Genomic DNA, 13,667 nt, shown 5'->3' on the forward strand with positions numbered 1-13,667 from the left:
CGACCCGCCCGGTCGCGCCAGAGCCTCAGCAAGATCCGCGCACCATCGCCGAAGGTGCTGCCTCCGAGCGCCGTGAGACAGCACCGTCACCGAAAGTGCGCGGATCAGCGGGCACCCGTGCCCGGTTTGGGGGTGGCCGGGGCGGCGGTGTAGTGTTGTCGAGTCGACCAGGCTGTCTCCGCGTGCGAGCAGACAGCCACGAAAGCGGAGCGCCTGCTCCCACCCGAGTCGCCGCCACGGTGGCCGGGTCCGGTCCCCGGTTCCGGGCACGTCCCGGCGCCGGATGCGCGATCCTGTGATCGTGCCGACCGGTCGAGCGGGCCCTGGCATGCGCCGGGGCCTTCTGCTTTCCGGGTCGGTTCCCACCCGGGAGCCGCGGGGTCGGCAAGAAAGCAGAAACGACTCGAGGAGGCCCCATCAGCGTCGAACCACGCGTGAACGAGCAGATCCGGGCACGTGAGGTCCGACTGGTCGGCCCCGAGGGTGAGCAGGTGGGCATCGTCCCACTGGAGCGCGCCCTTCAGCTGGCCGCGGACGTCGATCTGGACCTGGTCGAGGTTGCGCCGATGGCGCGCCCGCCGGTGTGCAAGCTCATGGACTTCGGCAAGTTCAAGTACGAGAGCGCACTCAAGGCGCGCGAAGCGCGGCGTAACCAGCAGCAGACCGTCATCAAGGAAATGAAGCTCCGTCCGAAGATCGACCCGCACGACTACGAGACCAAGAAGGGTCACGTGGTGCGGTTCCTCAAGGCGGGCGACAAGGTCAAGGTGACGATCATGTTCCGCGGTCGCGAGCAGAGCCGCCCGGAGCTGGGTTACCGGCTCCTGCGCCGGCTCGAATCCGAGATCACGGACCTGGGATACGTCGAGGCCGCTCCGAAGCAGGACGGCCGAAACATGATCATGGTTCTCGCTCCGCATCGGGCCGTCAAGGCCTCCGCGGTCGCCGCTACGGCGTCCCGCGGTGCACCTCGGGACCGGGCAGCGGACGAGTCCGCTCCGGAAGCCGATGAGACCGCGGCGGCCGGCGAGACCGCAGCAGCCGGTAGCACCGGCACCGCCGCCGACACCAGCGGCGAGTAACAGGGGAGAGACGTTCCACATGCCGAAGATGAAGAGCCACACGGGTATGGGCAAGCGGGTCAAGGTCACCGGCAAGGGCAAGATCGTTGCCCAGCAGGCTGGCCTCCGCCACAACCTGGAGAAGAAGCCCTCCACCCAGACCCGCCGGCTGACCGGCACGGTCGTGCTGGCCAAGGCCGACGTCAAGCGCATCAAGAAGCTGCTCGGCCGCTGACGCGCGCCACCTTTACGTAATAAGGAGTTGAGATGGCACGCGTCAAGCGGGCTGTGAACGCCCAGAAGAAGCGTCGTACCCTGCTGGAGACCGCGAGCGGTTACCGCGGTCAGCGCTCCCGGCTGTACCGCAAGGCCAAGGAGCAGGTGCTGCACTCGATGCAGTACGCCTACCGGGACCGTCGTGACCGCAAGGGCGACTTCCGGCAGCTGTGGATCCAGCGGATCAACGCGGGCGCCCGGGCCAACGGGATGACCTACAACCGCCTGATCCAGGGCCTGCGTCTGGCCGGCATCGAGGTCGACCGCAAGATCCTGGCCGACCTGGCTGTCAACGACGCCGCCGCCTTCGCGGCGATCGTCGAGCTGGCCCGGGCCGCGGTCGCGGCCGAGGGCACCGGCGGCGCGGCGGCCCAGGCCGCCTGATCCCCGCGCACAAGAGCGAGGCGTCTCCCGTGTCGGCACTGCCGTCCGGGGGGCGCCTCGATCGTGCCGGAGGACCACCAACCATGGCCTTCACCCCGCGTACACCCAGGGTTGTCGCCGCCCGCCGCCTGCAGCGCCGCCGGGACCGCGAGGCCACCGGCCGTTTCCTGGCCGAGGGGCCGCAGGCGGTCCGCGAGGCGCTGGCCCGGCCCGGGGTGGTCACCGAACTGTTCGGTACGCCCACCGCCCTCGACCGTCACCCGGAGCTGGCCGCTGTCGCGGCCCGGGCCGACGTGCCGGTCTCCGAGGTGACCGACGAGGGGCTCGCCGCGCTGGCCGAGACCGTCGCCCCGCAGGGGCTGGTCGCCGTCTGCCGGCACCTGGACGTGCCCTTGGAGCAGGCCCTCGCGGGTGCGCCCCGGCTGGTGGCGGTGCTCGCCGAGATCCGTGACCCGGGCAACGCCGGAACGGTGCTGCGTACCGCCGACGCCGCCGGAGCGGGCGCGGTGGTCTTCGCCGGCGAGGCCGTCGACCCGTACAACGGCAAGTGTGTGCGGGCCTCCGCCGGCAGCCTGTTCCACGTCGACGTGGTCCGCGCCGCCGACCCGGTCGAGGTGGTCGACGCGCTGCGCGCCGCCGGGCTGTCGATCTTCGCCACCACGGGGTACGGCGACAGCGACCTGGACGACCTGACCGACTACGGCCGGCTCGTCGGGCCCACCGCATGGCTGTTCGGCTCCGAGGCGCACGGTCTGCCCGAGGAGCTGACCGCCGCCGCCGATGCCCGGGTACGGGTGCCGCTGTACGGGCGCGCGGAGAGCCTGAACCTGGCTGCCGCCGCCGCGGTCTGCCTGTACGCTTCAGCGAGAGCGCAGCGCTGAGGGTGACCGCCTCCGGCGCGACTGACAGCAGGGGAGATCGTCCGTCCATGAACGCGCCACGGCGTTCGTTTAGCCAGCCCGCCGGTGTCGGCGGGCGGCGGGTCTGACCTGCTCCCTGCGCAACTCCTACCGGCGGGCTGCGGCGCAGCCGCGCGTCCGTAGACTCGCTTCGCCGCCCCGGTGAGGGCTGGCGCCGCCGTGAGGGAGTGCCCGTACGCCATGAGCTACCGCAACGATCCGTACGACCCGAAGCAGGTCGCCCTGCTCGACCCGGCCGCCCTGGCCGAGGCCGTCGCCGACGCCACGAAGGCGTTCACGGCCGCCGCCGACCCGGACGCGCTGACCGCGCTACGCCCCGCGCACCTCGGTGACCGGTCTCCGGTCTCGTTGGCGCGTCGGGAGATCGGCGCGCTGCCACCCGCCGCCAAGTCCGACGCCGGCAAGCGGGTCAACGAGGCCCGCCGGGCGATCGAGACCGCCTACGCCGACCGTTCCGAGGTGCTGGAGCGCGAGCAGGCCGAGCGGGTGCTGGTCGAGGAGCGGGTGGACGTCACCCTGCCGTACGACCGGCGCCCACGCGGCGCCCGGCACCCGCTGAGCACCCTGATGGAGTCGATCAGCGACCTCTTCATCGGGATGGGCTACGAGGTGGCCGAAGGTCCCGAGGTCGACCTGGAGTGGGTCAACTTCGACGCGTTGAACATCCCCGCCGACCACCCGGCGCGCGGGCTGATGGACACGTTCCACATCGCACCGGAGGGTTCCGGTCTGGTGCTGCGGACGCACACGTCGAACGTGCAGACCCGCACCATGCTCAGCCGCAAGCCGCCGATCTACGTGATCTGCCCGGGCCGCGTCTACCGCACCGACGAGGTGGACGCCACGCACAGCCCGGTCTTCCACCAGGCGGAGGGCCTCGTCGTGGACAAGGGCATCACGATGGCCCACCTGCGCGGCACCCTCGACCACTTCGCCCGGGCGATCTTCGGGCCGGAGGCGAAGACCCGGTGGCGGCCGCACTACTTCCCGTTCACCGAGCCGTCGGCGGAGTTCGACGTCTGGTTCCCGGAGCACCGCGACGGCCCCCAGTGGGTCGAGTGGGGTGGCTGCGGAATGGTCAACCCGCGGGTGCTGCGCGCCTGCGGCGTGGACCCGGAGGTCTACTCCGGGTTCGCCTTCGGCATGGGCATCGACCGGACCCTGATGGTCCGGCACGGGGTCGGCGACATCCGCCATCTCTTCGAGGGCGACGTGCGGTTCAGCCGCGCGCTCGGGACCGGGGCGTAGGCGATGCGGGTACGAGACACGGGAACGGTGGTCTGAAGTCATGCGAGTTTCTGTCAGTTGGCTGCGGGAGTACGTCGACCTCCCCGCCGACCTGCCCACCGGTGACCTGGAGCAGGCGCTGGTCGACCTCGGCATCGAGGTCGACTCCGTCCAGGACCTGCGGGAGTCCGTCACCGGCCAGTTGGTCGTCGGCGAGGTGCGCGAGATCGAGGAGCTCACCGGCTTCAAGAAGCCGATCCGGTTCTGCCGGGTCGACGTGGGTGACGCCAACGGCACGGGCGAGCCGCAGGAGATCGTGTGTGGAGCGCGCAACTTCGCCCCCGGCGACCGGGTGGTGGTGATCCTGCCCGGCGGTGTGCTGCCCGGCGGCTTCGCCATCGGCGCCCGCAAGACGTACGGGCACAACTCCGCCGGCATGATCTGCTCGGCGAAGGAGCTGGGCCTGGGCGACGACCACTCGGGCATCATCGTGCTGCCGCCCGACGTGGCGGCCAAGCCGGGTGACGACGCGCGGCCGGTGGTCGGCCTCGACGACGTGGTGCTGGAGCTGGACATCACCCCGGACCGGGGGTACGCGCTGAGCCTGCGCGGCCTGGCCCGGGAGCTGTCGCACGCGTTCGACGTGCCGCTGCGCGACCCGGCCCTGGTGCCGGCTCCGGGCGGCACGGCCGAGCCGGCGTACCCGGTGGAGGTGCGCGACACGGTCGGCTGTGACCGGTTCGCCGCCCGCCTGGTCCGTGGCGTCGACCCGAACGCGCCCACCCCGTCGTGGATGCAGCGGCGGCTCGTCACGGCCGGCATCCGCAGCATCTCGCTGCCGGTTGACATCACCAACTACGTGATGCTCGAGCTGGGCCAGCCGATGCACGCCTTCGACGCCGACCGGATCGTCGGGCAGCTGGTGGTCCGGCGGGCCGAGCCGGGGGAGAGGCTGACCACCCTGGACGGGGTCGAGCGGGTGCTCGCCACCGACGACATGGTCATCTGCGATGCCGGAATCCCCAACCCGCTCGCGGGAGAGGGCGCCGGCGTGCCGATCTCGCTCGCCGCGGTGATGGGCGGTGAGACCAGCGAGGTCGTCGCCGGCACCACCGACGTGCTCTTCGAGGCGGCCCACTGGGACCCGGCGATGGTCGGGCGGACCGCCCGCCGGCACAAGCTGTTCAGCGAGGCCGCGAAGCGCTGGGAGCGGGGCGTCGACCCGGCCCTGCCGCTGGTCGCGCTGGAGCGGGCCGTGCGGCTGCTCACCGAACACGGCGGCGGCGCCGCGGGTGAGGAGATCCTCGACCTCGACCACGTCCGGCCGCGTACCCCGATCACCCTGCCGGCGGATCTCCCGACCCGGCGGATCGGGGTCGAGTACCCGCCGGCGCGGGTGGTCGCCCTGCTGGAGCGGGTCGGCTGCACGGTCGCGCAGGGCGCGGACCGGCTGGCCGAGGACCCGGGTTCGGTGGGCATGGCCAGCGGCGCCGGGGTGGCGCTCAGCGTCACCCCGCCGACCTGGCGGCGCGACCTGACCGACCCGGCCGACCTGGTCGAGGAGGTGGTCCGCCTCGACGGGTACGACCGGGTGCCGTCGGTGCTGCCGACCGCGCCGCCCGGCCGTGGGCTGACCTTCCGTCAGCGCCGGCGCCGGACGATCGCCTGGTCGCTGGCCGAACGGGGGTACGTGGAGGTTCTCGCGCACCCGTTCGTGTCGTCGGAGCTGGCCGACCTGCTCGGCCTGCCGGCCGACGACCCGCGCCGGCAGGCGGTGCGGCTGGCCAATCCGCTGTCCGAGGAGGAGCCGCTGCTGCGTACCACGCTGCTCGGCCCGCTGCTGGGCATCCTCAAGCGCAACCTCGGCCGGGGCCTGCGCGACTTCGCGCTCTACGAGATCGGGGCGGTCTTCCACCCGCGCGTGGGGGCGGGCAGCCCGCCGGCGATGGGCGTGGACCGGCGCCCCACCGACGCGGAGTTCGCGGCCGCCGACGCGGTGGTGCCGGCGCAGCCGGTGCACGTCGCGGTGGTGCTGACCGGTGACCTCGACCCCGCCGGTTGGTGGGGTCCGGGTCGGCCGGCCGGCTGGGCGGACGCGATCGAGGCGGCCCGCGACGTGCTGGACGCCGCCGGCGTTCCGGCCGAGCGGGTCGAGGTACGCGCCGCCGAGTACGCGCCGTGGCACCCGGGCCGCTGCGCCGAGGTGCTGGTCAACGGCACGGTCGTCGGACACGCCGGTGAGCTGCACCCGGCGGTGGTGGCGGCGCTGGAGCTGCCCCGCCGTACCGCTGCGATGGAGCTGAACCTCGACGCGGTGCCGTCCGCCCCGGTGGCGCCCGCCCCGGCGGTCTCCGGCTTCCCGCCGGCTCTGATCGACGTGGCCCTGGTGGTGGACGACTCGGTGCCGGCGGAGCAGGTGCGCCGGGCGCTGGAGGCGGGCGCCGGCGAGCTGCTGGAGGACGTGCGGCTGTTCGACGTGTACTCCGGTGAGCAGCTCGGTGCGGGTCGCCGGTCGTTGGCGTACAAGCTCACCTTCCGGGCGCAGGACCGGACACTGACCGTCGAGGAGGCGGTGGCCGCCCGGGACGCGGCGGTCGCTGTGGCGGCGGAACGGGTCGGGGCCACCCTGCGCGGCGCCTGAGGCGATCTGACACGGGCGTGTCCTCCGTCGGCTTCCGACGGGGGACACGCTCGTTTCGTGTGGGCAGGACCACTGCCTCATCTCCATGCATCCGACTGCATGAAGTTGCAATGGCTGATCAACGCTGCTAACCTTCGCTGCATAGTCATGCGGAGGTGAGTATGGGAATCCGAGTCGCGGTCGCCGGAGCGAGCGGCTACGCCGGGGGCGAGCTGCTGCGCCTGGTCGCCGGGCACCCGGAGTTCGACCTGGTCGCTGCCACCGCGCACAGCCAGGCCGGGCACCGCCTCGACGTCGTGCACCCGCAGCTCACCGGCCTGGACCTGGTGCTCGCCGAGACCGACCCGACGACCCTGGCCGACGCGGACCTGGTCTTCCTCGCCCTGCCGCACGGCGAGTCGGCGGCCCTCGCCTCCCAACTGCCGCCCGAGGTCCGGATCGTGGACCTCGGCGCCGACCACCGGCTCGCCGACCCGTACGCCTGGGCGCACTACTACGGCGGCACGCACGCCGGCCAGTGGACCTACGGCCTGCCCGAGCTGCCCGGCCAGCGGGAGCTGATCGCCGGCGCCACCCGGGTGGCGAACACCGGCTGCTACGCCGCCGCGATCACCCTGGCGCTCGCGCCGCTGATTGCCGCCGGTGCGGCCAGCCCCGCCGACGTGGTGGTGGTCGCCGCCTCCGGCACCTCCGGCGCGGGGCGGGCGGCCAAGCCGCACCTGCTGGGCAGCGAGGTGATGGGGGACCTGTCGCCGTACCGGGTGGGCACCCACCAGCACGTACCGGAGATCAAGCAGGCCACCGGCGCGACCGGCCTGTCGCTCACCCCGATCCTGGCGCCGATGCCGCGCGGCATCCTGGCCACGGTCACCGCGGCGCCGGCACGCGGCGTCGACCCGCAGGAGGTGCTGGCGCGGGCGTACGCGGACGCGCCGTTCGTGCACGTGCTGCCGGAGGGCCGGTGGCCGCACACCGCCGCCACGCTGGGCTCGAACTCCTGCCACCTGCAGGCCACCGTCGACGTCGACTCCGGCCGCCTGATCGTGCTCAGCGCACTGGACAACCTGGGCAAGGGTGCCGCCGGCCAGGCCGTCCAGAACGCCAACCTGATGCTCGGCCTGCCGGAGACGACCGGCCTGTCGGTCTGGGGGATCGCACCGTGAGCGTCACCACCCCACGGGGGTTCCGGGCCTCCGGCGTGGCCGCCGGCCTGAAGGCCAGCGGCGACGCCGACGTCGCGCTGGTGGTCAACGACGGCCCGGACGCCGGGGTCGCCGGGGTCTTCACCACCAACCGGGTCAAGGCCGCGCCGGTGCGCTGGACGCAGCAGGTCGTACGCGGCGGTGTGGTCCGCGCGGTGGTGCTCAACTCCGGTGGCGCCAACGCGTGCACCGGCCCGGCCGGCTTCCAGGACACCCACGCCACCGCCGAGCACACGGCCGCCGCCCTGACCTCGGTCAGCCCACGGCTGATCCTCGGCGCCGGCGAGGTCGCGGTCTGCTCCACCGGGCTGATCGGTGAGCGGCTGCCGATGCCGAAGCTGCTGCCCGGCGTCCGCTCGGCGATCCGGGGGCTGTCCCGCGACGGCGGCACGGCCGCCGCCGAGGCCATCATGACCACGGACACCCGGCCGAAGACCACGGTGGCCCGGGGCAGCGGCTGGACGGTCGGCGGCATGGCCAAGGGCGCGGGGATGCTCGCGCCGGGGATGGCCACGATGCTCTGCGTGCTGACCACCGACGCGGTGGCCGGGCCGGAGACCCTGGACGAGGCGCTGCGCGCGGCCACCCGGGTCAGCTTCGACCGGGTCGACTCCGACGGTTGCATGTCCACCAACGACACGGTGCTGCTGCTGGCCAGCGGCGCGAGCGGCATCGAGCCGACTCCGGCCGAGCTGACCGCCGCGGTCACCGCGGCCTGTCACGACCTCGCCCAGCAGTTGCTCGCCGACGCCGAGGGCGCCACCAAGCAGATCGCCATCGACGTGGTCGGCGCGGCCGACGAGGACGACGCGGTCGAGGTGGGCCGGTCGGTGGCCCGCAACAACCTGGTCAAGACGGCACTGTTCGGCAACGACCCCAACTGGGGCCGGATCCTCGCCGCCGTCGGCACCACGGCGGCGGCGTTCGAGCCGGACGAGGTGGACGTGGCCGTCAACGGGGTGTGGGTGTGCAGGGCCGGCGCCGCCGCCGAGGACCGCTCGAAGGTCGACCTGACCGGCCGCGACGCGACCATCCGGATCGATCTGCACGCCGGCACGGCGGCCGCGACGATCTGGACCAACGACCTGTCCCACGCGTACGTGCACGAGAACTCGGCGTACTCCACATGAGCCTCAGCACCGATCTCACCCGCGCCCAGGGCAAGGCGGAGACCCTGATCGAGGCGCTGCCCTGGCTGGCGCGGTTCTCCGGCTCGACGGTGGTGGTCAAGTACGGCGGCAACGCCATGACCGACCCCGGACTGCAGCGGGCGTTCGCGGCCGACATGGTCTTCCTGCGCTACGCCGGTCTCAAGCCCGTGGTGGTGCACGGCGGCGGCCCGCAGATCTCGGCCATGCTGGGTCGGCTCGGGATCGCCAGCGAGTTCCGGGGCGGCCTGCGGGTGACCACCGCCGAGGCGATGGACGTGGTCCGGATGGTGCTGGTCGGGCAGGTGGGGCGGGAGCTGGTCGGTCTGATCAACTCGCACGGCCCGTTCGCCGTCGGTCTCTCCGGTGAGGACGCCCGGCTGTTCACCGCGGTGCGCCGTCCGGCGTACGTGGACGGGCTGCCGGTCGACGTCGGCCAGGTCGGCGACGTCGAGTCGGTCGACGTGTCGGCGGTGACCGACCTGATCGCGGCCGGTCGGATCCCGGTGATCTCCACGGTGGCGCCGGACGCCGACGGTGTGCTGCACAACCTCAACGCGGACACCGCCGCCGCCGCGCTGGCCGTGGCGTTGCGGGCCCGCAAGCTGGTGGTGCTCACGGACGTGGCCGGCCTGTACGCCGACTGGCCGGACACCACCAGCCTGATCTCCGAGATCAGCACGGACGACCTGGCGAAGCTGCTGCCCGGCCTGGAGTCGGGGATGGTGCCGAAGATGGAGGCGTGCCTGCGGGCGGTGGCCGGGGGAGTGCCCGCCGCGCACGTCGTCGACGGTCGGGTGGCGCACTCCACGTTGCTGGAGGTCTTCACCTCGGAAGGGTTCGGAACGATGGTCGTGAGCCCGAGAAGTGAGCCTGCGAGCCCCGCAGTCGCGAGCACGGAAGGGTCGGTCGCGTCATGAGCACGCTGGTGCAGCGCTGGGAACAGTCCATGATGGACAACTACGGCACCCCGCCGCTGGCCCTGGTCTCCGGCGCCGGCGCGGTCGTGGTCGACGACGTGGGCCGGGAGTACCTGGACCTGGTGGGCGGCATCGCGGTGAACGCCCTCGGCCACGCCCACCCGGCCATCGTGGCCGCCGTCTCCAAGCAGGTCGCCACCCTCGGGCACGTCTCCAACCTCTACGTCGCCGAGCCGGCGGTCGCGCTGGCCGAGCTGCTGTTGGCGCTCGCCGGCCGGCCCGGTCGGGTCTTCTTCGCCAACTCCGGCGCGGAGGCCAACGAGGCGGCGTTCAAGCTCTCCCGGCGGACCGGCCGCAGCCACGTCGTCGCCACCCGGGGCGGCTTCCACGGCCGCACCATGGGCGCTCTCGCGCTGACCGGCCAGCCGGCCAAGGCCGACCCCTTCCGCCCGTTGCCCGGCGACGTGACCCACGTCGACTACGGCGACGTCGCCGCCCTCGACGCGGCGGTCACCGACGCCACCGCCATGGTCATCCTGGAGCCGATCCAGGGCGAGGGCGGCGTGGTCGTACCGCCGGCCGGCTACCTCGCCGCGGCGCGGAAGATCACCGCCCGGCGCGGCGCGCTGCTGGTGCTCGACGAGGTGCAGACCGGCATCGGTCGTACCGGGCACTGGTTCGCCCACCAGGCCGAGGGTGTGGAGCCGGACGTGGTGACGCTGGCCAAGGGGCTGGGCGGCGGTCTGCCGCTCGGTGCCACGCTGGCCTTCGGTCCGGCCGCCGACCTGCTCACCCCGGGCTCGCACGGCACCACGTTCGGTGGCAACCCGGTGAGCTGCGCCGCGGCGCTGGCCGTGGTGGCGACCATTGCCAACGAAGGGCTGCTCGACCACGTCAAGCGGGTCGGCGAGCGGCTGCGGCGCGGCATCGAGGCGCTGGACCACCCGCTGGTCGCCGAGGTGCGGGGTGCCGGACTGCTGCTCGGTGTGGCGCTCACCGCGCCCGTGGCGCCGGTGTTGTCCGAGGCGCTGCGCGAGGCCGGTTTCCTGGTCAACGCGGTGCAGCCGGGCGTGGTCCGGCTCGCCCCGCCGCTGATCCTCACCACCGCCCAGGCGGACGCCTTCCTCGCCGCGCTGCCCGCGGCCCTGGACGCGGCCGCTCCCGCCGCCGCCGGCCGGATCTCGACGCCGACCATCGCGACCACGACGGGAACGACCCCATGACCCGGCACTTCCTGCGCGACGACGACCTCTCGCCCGCCGAGCAGTCCACCGTGCTCGACCTGGCGGAGCGGATGAAGGCCGACCGGTTCGGCCACCGGCCGCTGGCCGGGCCGCGCTCGGTGGCGGTGCTCTTCGACAAGCAGAGCCTGCGCACCCGGATCTCGTTCGACGCCGGCATCGCCGAGCTGGGCGGCCACCCCCTCGTGGTGGACACCCAGGTCACCCACTTCGGCCGGGGCGAGACGCTGGCCGACGCCGGGCGGGTGCTGTCCCGCTACGTCGCGGCCATCGTGCTGCGCACCCACGGCGACGACCGGATCGCCGAGGTGGCGGCCGGCGCGAGCGTGCCGGTGATCAACGCGCTCACCGACGGCTTCCACCCCTGCCAGCTGCTCGCCGACCTGCTGACCGTCCGCGAGCGGTGCGGCGGCACGGCCGGCCGCACCCTGACCTACGTGGGCGACGGCGGCAACAACATGGCGCAGTCGTACCTGCTGGCCGGCGTGACGGCCGGGATGCACGTGCGGATCGCCGGGCCGACCGGCTTCGCGCCGGACCAGGCCGTGGTGGACCGGGCGGCGGAGATCGCCGCCGGCACCGGCGGGTCGGTGCGGGTGCTGACCGACCCGGGCCAGGCGGTACGCGACGCCGACGTGTTGGCCACCGACACCTGGACCTCGATGGGGCAGGAGGACGACGGGCTGGACCGGATCACCCCGTTCCTTCCCTACCAGGTCAACAAGGAGTTGCTCGGCCAGGCCGCGCCGGACGCGATCGTGCTGCACTGCCTGCCCGCACACCGCGGCGAGGAAATCACCGACGAGGTGCTCGACGGCCCGCAGAGCGCGGTCTTCGACCAGGCCGAGAACCGGCTGCACGCCCAGAAGGCGCTGCTGACGTTCCTGCTGGGCGCCGCGAACGAAGGGCCAGTCCTGTGACCGCCCCGCTGACCCGCGCCGCCCGGCACGCCCGGATCGTCGAGCTGATCCGCGACAAGGCGGTCCGCTCGCAGACCGAACTGGCCGACCTGCTGGCCAGCGACGGCGTCGCGGTCACCCAGGCCACCCTCTCGCGGGATCTGGACGAGCTGGGCGCGGTCAAGGTGCGCGGCGGCGACGGGCCGGCGGTCTACCTGATCCCCGAGGACGGCCACCGGCCGCTGCGCGACGCCGAGGCGGCACCCGCCCGGCTGGTGCGGCTGCTGCGTGAGCTGCTCAACGGGGTCGACTCCAGCGGCAACATCGCCGTGCTGCGTACCCCGCCGGGCGCAGCCCAATACCTGGCCAGCGCGTTGGACCGAGCGGGCCTGCCCGAGGTCGTCGGCACCATCGCCGGCGACGACACCATCCTCGTCGTGGCCCGTGAGGCCGTCGGCGGGGCCGCACTCGGCGACAAGCTCGCCGGTTGGGCCCGCGGGGAAGACAACGTTGAAGGGAGCACCACACCATGACCGAGCGGGTCGTCCTGGCGTACTCCGGAGGGCTGGACACCTCCGTCGCCATTCCTTACCTGGCCGAGCAGACCGGCGCCGAGGTGATCGCGGTGGCGGTCGACGTCGGGCAGGGCGGCGAGGATCTCGACGCCATCCGGCAGCGCGCACTGGACTGCGGCGCCGCCGAGTCCGAGGTGGTCGACGCGCGCGACGAGTTCGCCGCCGACTACTGCCTGCCGGCCATCCGGGCCAACGCCCTCTACATGGACCGTTATCCGCTGGTCTCGGCGCTGTCCCGGCCGCTGATCGTCAAGCACCTCGTCGCCGCGGCGCGCAAGCACGGCGGGACGATCGTGTCGCACGGTTGCACCGGCAAGGGCAACGACCAGGTCCGGTTCGAGGTGGGCCTGAACGCGCTCGCCCCCGACCTGAAGATCATCGCGCCGGCGCGGGACTTCGCGTGGACGCGGGACAAGGCCATCGCCTTCGCGGAGGAGAAGGGGCTGCCGATCGACGTGTCGGCGAAGTCGCCGTACTCCATCGACCAGAACCTGTGGGGTCGCGCGGTGGAGACCGGCTTCCTGGAGGACATCTGGAACGCCCCGATCGAGGATCTGTACTCGTACACGGCCGACCCGGCGCAGGACCGCGACGCCGACGAGATCGTGATCACCTTCGAGGCCGGCGTGCCGGTGGCGATCGACGGCGAGACGGTCACCCCGTACCAGGCGATCCTGGAGCTGAACCGGCGTGCCGGCGCGCAGGGTGTCGGCCGGCTCGACATGGTCGAGGACCGGCTGGTCGGCATCAAGAGCCGCGAGGTGTACGAGGCGCCCGGCGCGATCGCGCTGATCACCGCGCACCAGGAGCTGGAGGCGGTCACCGTGGAACGGGACCTCGCCCGGTTCAAGAAGGGTGTCGACCAGCGCTGGGGTGAGCTGGTCTACGACGGCCTGTGGTTCTCGCCCCTGAAGGACTCGCTGGACGCGTTCATCGACGACGCGCAGCGGCACGTGAGCGGCGAGGTGCGGATGACCCTGCACGGTGGGCGGGCCACCGTCACCGGTCGGCGCTCCGAGGCGAGCCTCTACGACTTCGGGATGGCCACCTACGACACCGGCGACACCTTCGACCAGTCCCTGGCGAAGGGCTTCGTGCAGCTGTGGGGCCTGCCGAGTCGGATGGCCGCCGCGCGGGACGCCCGGCTGGGCGGCTCCGGCCAGTGACCCCCAC

The 13,667-nt window shown here is 73.1% G+C and carries 13 protein-coding genes; all 13 read left to right on the forward strand.

Annotated elements, in window-relative coordinates:
• Window positions 1–434 precede the first annotated feature (434 nt).
• Window positions 435–1,082: a translation initiation factor IF-3 gene (gene infC / locus ACTWLT_RS26275; protein WP_252419215.1), complete on the forward strand. Its 648-nt coding sequence runs from the start codon at window positions 435–437 to the stop codon at window positions 1,080–1,082.
• Between the two features lie 19 nt (window positions 1,083–1,101).
• The gene (gene rpmI / locus ACTWLT_RS26280) at window positions 1,102–1,296 is read left to right on the forward strand and encodes a 50S ribosomal protein L35 (protein WP_007458415.1); all 195 of its coding nucleotides are present in this window, start codon (window positions 1,102–1,104) and stop codon (window positions 1,294–1,296) included.
• A gap of 32 nt (window positions 1,297–1,328) precedes the next feature.
• The gene (gene rplT, locus ACTWLT_RS26285) at window positions 1,329–1,721 is read left to right on the forward strand and encodes a 50S ribosomal protein L20 (RefSeq protein WP_030335718.1); all 393 of its coding nucleotides are present in this window, start codon (window positions 1,329–1,331) and stop codon (window positions 1,719–1,721) included.
• 83 nt (window positions 1,722–1,804) lie between these two features.
• The gene (locus ACTWLT_RS26290) at window positions 1,805–2,602 is read left to right on the forward strand and encodes a TrmH family RNA methyltransferase (RefSeq protein WP_256483339.1); all 798 of its coding nucleotides are present in this window, start codon (window positions 1,805–1,807) and stop codon (window positions 2,600–2,602) included.
• A gap of 219 nt (window positions 2,603–2,821) precedes the next feature.
• A complete protein-coding gene (pheS, locus tag ACTWLT_RS26295) occupies window positions 2,822–3,889 on the forward strand; it encodes a phenylalanine--tRNA ligase subunit alpha (protein WP_445320636.1) in 1,068 nt (355 codons plus the stop codon).
• Between the two features lie 40 nt (window positions 3,890–3,929).
• Window positions 3,930–6,509 carry a phenylalanine--tRNA ligase subunit beta gene (pheT, locus tag ACTWLT_RS26300; protein WP_445320637.1) on the forward strand — a complete coding sequence of 860 codons (2,580 nt, stop codon included), beginning with the start codon at window positions 3,930–3,932 and terminating at the stop codon, window positions 6,507–6,509.
• A gap of 161 nt (window positions 6,510–6,670) precedes the next feature.
• Window positions 6,671–7,672 (forward strand): N-acetyl-gamma-glutamyl-phosphate reductase, encoded by a 1,002-nt coding sequence (gene argC, locus ACTWLT_RS26305; RefSeq protein WP_445320638.1) that lies wholly within the window; start codon window positions 6,671–6,673, stop codon window positions 7,670–7,672.
• Entirely contained in the window at window positions 7,669–8,841 is a 1,173-nt protein-coding gene (gene argJ / locus ACTWLT_RS26310; protein WP_445320639.1) for a bifunctional glutamate N-acetyltransferase/amino-acid acetyltransferase ArgJ, read from the forward strand. The genes argC and argJ overlap by 4 nt, the downstream gene beginning before the upstream one ends.
• Window positions 8,838–9,779 carry an acetylglutamate kinase gene (gene argB / locus ACTWLT_RS26315; protein ID WP_445320640.1) on the forward strand — a complete coding sequence of 314 codons (942 nt, stop codon included), beginning with the start codon at window positions 8,838–8,840 and terminating at the stop codon, window positions 9,777–9,779. The genes argJ and argB overlap by 4 nt, the downstream gene beginning before the upstream one ends.
• Complete coding sequence (locus ACTWLT_RS26320; RefSeq protein ID WP_445320641.1) at window positions 9,776–11,002, forward strand: acetylornithine transaminase; 1,227 nt, start codon at window positions 9,776–9,778, stop codon at window positions 11,000–11,002. Before argB ends, ACTWLT_RS26320 begins: the two co-directional genes overlap by 4 nt.
• Entirely contained in the window at window positions 10,999–11,940 is a 942-nt protein-coding gene (argF, locus tag ACTWLT_RS26325; RefSeq protein ID WP_445320642.1) for an ornithine carbamoyltransferase, read from the forward strand. Before ACTWLT_RS26320 ends, argF begins: the two co-directional genes overlap by 4 nt.
• Window positions 11,937–12,452 (forward strand): arginine repressor, encoded by a 516-nt coding sequence (locus ACTWLT_RS26330; protein ID WP_252420380.1) that lies wholly within the window; start codon window positions 11,937–11,939, stop codon window positions 12,450–12,452. The genes argF and ACTWLT_RS26330 overlap by 4 nt, the downstream gene beginning before the upstream one ends.
• The gene (locus ACTWLT_RS26335; protein ID WP_252420382.1) at window positions 12,449–13,660 is read left to right on the forward strand and encodes an argininosuccinate synthase; all 1,212 of its coding nucleotides are present in this window, start codon (window positions 12,449–12,451) and stop codon (window positions 13,658–13,660) included. Before ACTWLT_RS26330 ends, ACTWLT_RS26335 begins: the two co-directional genes overlap by 4 nt.
• Window positions 13,661–13,667: the final 7 nt, after the last annotated feature.

This window comes from Micromonospora yongxingensis, assembly GCF_052601155.1.

Bases quoted from the DNA above. Each gene is read 5' to 3' on its own strand.
- ACTWLT_RS26335 (WP_252420382.1), top strand. From the start codon at position 12,449: ATGACCGAGCGGGTCGTCCTGGCGTACTCCGGAGGGCTGGACACCTCC.
- ACTWLT_RS26320 (WP_445320641.1), top strand. From the start codon at position 9,776: ATGAGCACGCTGGTGCAGCGCTGGGAACAGTCCATGATGGACAACTAC.
- rpmI (WP_007458415.1), top strand. From the start codon at position 1,102: ATGCCGAAGATGAAGAGCCACACGGGTATGGGCAAGCGGGTCAAGGTC.
- ACTWLT_RS26290 (WP_256483339.1), top strand. From the start codon at position 1,805: ATGGCCTTCACCCCGCGTACACCCAGGGTTGTCGCCGCCCGCCGCCTG.
- argB (WP_445320640.1), top strand. From the start codon at position 8,838: ATGAGCCTCAGCACCGATCTCACCCGCGCCCAGGGCAAGGCGGAGACC.
- argC (WP_445320638.1), top strand. From the start codon at position 6,671: ATGGGAATCCGAGTCGCGGTCGCCGGAGCGAGCGGCTACGCCGGGGGC.
- rplT (WP_030335718.1), top strand. From the start codon at position 1,329: ATGGCACGCGTCAAGCGGGCTGTGAACGCCCAGAAGAAGCGTCGTACC.
- argF (WP_445320642.1), top strand. From the start codon at position 10,999: ATGACCCGGCACTTCCTGCGCGACGACGACCTCTCGCCCGCCGAGCAG.
- pheS (WP_445320636.1), top strand. From the start codon at position 2,822: ATGAGCTACCGCAACGATCCGTACGACCCGAAGCAGGTCGCCCTGCTC.
- pheT (WP_445320637.1), top strand. From the start codon at position 3,930: ATGCGAGTTTCTGTCAGTTGGCTGCGGGAGTACGTCGACCTCCCCGCC.